Source organism: Natronococcus sp. JC468 (genome assembly GCF_012163165.1).
Taxonomy (GTDB): Archaea; Halobacteriota; Halobacteria; order Halobacteriales; family Natrialbaceae; genus Natronococcus; species Natronococcus jeotgali.
Genome location: NZ_JAAVUO010000090.1, coordinates 1 through 1,998, shown reverse-complemented (window position 1 = coordinate 1,998; position 1,998 = coordinate 1). Strand labels below are relative to the sequence as shown.

The window sequence follows — 1,998 nt, the reverse complement described above, 5'->3', positions numbered from 1 at the left end:
CGGCTGAATATTACTTGTTGCTAAATACTGGAAGAACTTCGTTGTTTGAGATTATACCACCGTCATACTCTTCCATATGGGTCATTTGTCTTTAGCTAAGCCTCACACCTCGGTTGTGTAGCGGTAGCGAGCGTCTCTTGTAAGGTCGGTCGTTGCTTGTGGATTTTCTGTGTCTCTTCGATCAGCCGTTCCAACAGTGGCGGTGGTGAATAGCCAAGGTAGTCACCAAGTTCGTGGAGGATGAGCTGGGCGTGCGACCAAAAGGTCGCCGCCCAGCGTTCCGGCGGAAAGACGAGCTCATCGTCAGCCTGTTCGGTGACCAGATTCAACAGATCACGACTCACCAGCAGCGATAGCAACGCCGCGTACAGCAAAATTTCCACGACAACAGGGTTGCTTGTGTCGAATTCGTCCAGTTCGTATTGTGTCTTCAATTCGCGAAACAACGTCTCTACCTCCCATCGACACCGATACAGCGTTGCTAGATCTGCCGGCAGGAACTCCTCTCTCGGTAAGTTCGTGATGTAGAGATGATAGTCGTCGGCGTCCGCACCGAAGACGCCGACGACGCGGAACCGTTTCGTGTCTACTGAATGGGTTCCCTCGTACTGACCTCGCTTGAATTCTGCTTCGACTTCCACGTCGATGTACTTCCGCGAGAGGCCATCGACCACATCGTGGATCTGCTTGCTTTCCAAGAGACGATTGTAACAGCAGCCAGTAGTCCAGTTTTGTTATCTTGAAGTCATAGAACTGATATTCAATATAGCCAACTTCACTTCGTTTGAAAATAAGTCGAGCTATTCAGTTCACATACGGGCCCTTCTTCTACTCAGAAAACGTCTATTCAAGACTAGCCATAATGGCCTCAAAGCAACACCTAGAGAAGGTTCGTATTGTATGCAGAGAGTGTCACTTCTCGGAGGTAATTACTACGGAAGGAGACAAATCTGCAGAAGTGATCAGAGACCATGGTCAGGAAACAGGACACAAACTTACTGCTGAGCAGCTTGACAAGGTTGAGTAAGCGTCTGCAAGACATAGAGGCAGTACTACTGGCAGTACTGAGGAAACAAGAAAATCAAGTCACATCCATCTGACTGACGGGGAAAGGAGTCTTACTCCGAGGTGCGAAGGGGTTGAATTCCGACGGGCCGTTACGCGAGGACTGACCAATCAAGTGACACGCTTCCTCCACGCTGTGATCTCTATGAGGTCCCCAGGGTCACAGCATCGAACACGGCCGATGATACAGATGGTGGGAACGTTCCTCTGGCCGGATTCTATACATCTCGTTCTAGAAGACCAATTGAGTCTGAATACTCTGTACCAGGATGAGTAGTACGGTAACAGTATATATAATCCTATAGGATAACGAGCAAACTATGGCTTTGAGCGGCGATCTTCGGTCTGAAGATCTCGTGCGGTTGCGTACGGTTCATGCGGTTGTAGAGACGCCCCACTGTATTCGATAATCCCGTCACACCAGAGACAAACACCGAACGAGATCGGGAGCCCGGATGAATTATATGTGGATTGGAAAACTGGAGTCTCCGCGTCACAGTACGGACACACCATGAGTTCGGCGCCATTGTCCACCATCTGCTTCCCGACACCGTGGTTGAGCTTGTACCAGCGGACCACGTTCTGAACGAACCCCATGAACCCTCTGTAATCCTACGGGACGTGCAGCCGTAGTTCTTTGGTTGATGATACCAATCATCATGGGTACGATCGAAAAATAGTATTCACGCCGTGGATTCGGCCTTCTGCTGTGCTTCCCGAATCGTCGTCACGTTCTCGAGAGCGATTTCGCGCTCTCGCTCGTTATACGTCTTCACCATCGAAGGAGGACCTTGTCCATACTCTACGAATGGTCGCTCTTACGCAAAGCTACGGAAAAGTCAGTGCATCCCGCCGACGTATAGCGGATATGTCTCACACCCAGCCAGCCTTCGGCGGGATGCTTCGGAACTTAATCGATGACGGTATCTTAGA

The 1,998-nt window shown here is 50.3% G+C and carries 1 pseudogene; it reads right to left on the bottom strand.

Annotation, left to right across the window (positions count from 1 at the left end):
• Nucleotides 1-95 precede the first annotated feature (95 nt).
• Nucleotides 96-698: pseudogene (locus GWG54_RS20455) on the bottom strand (transposase); the annotation flags it as partial.
• Nucleotides 699-1,998 lie beyond the last annotated feature (1,300 nt).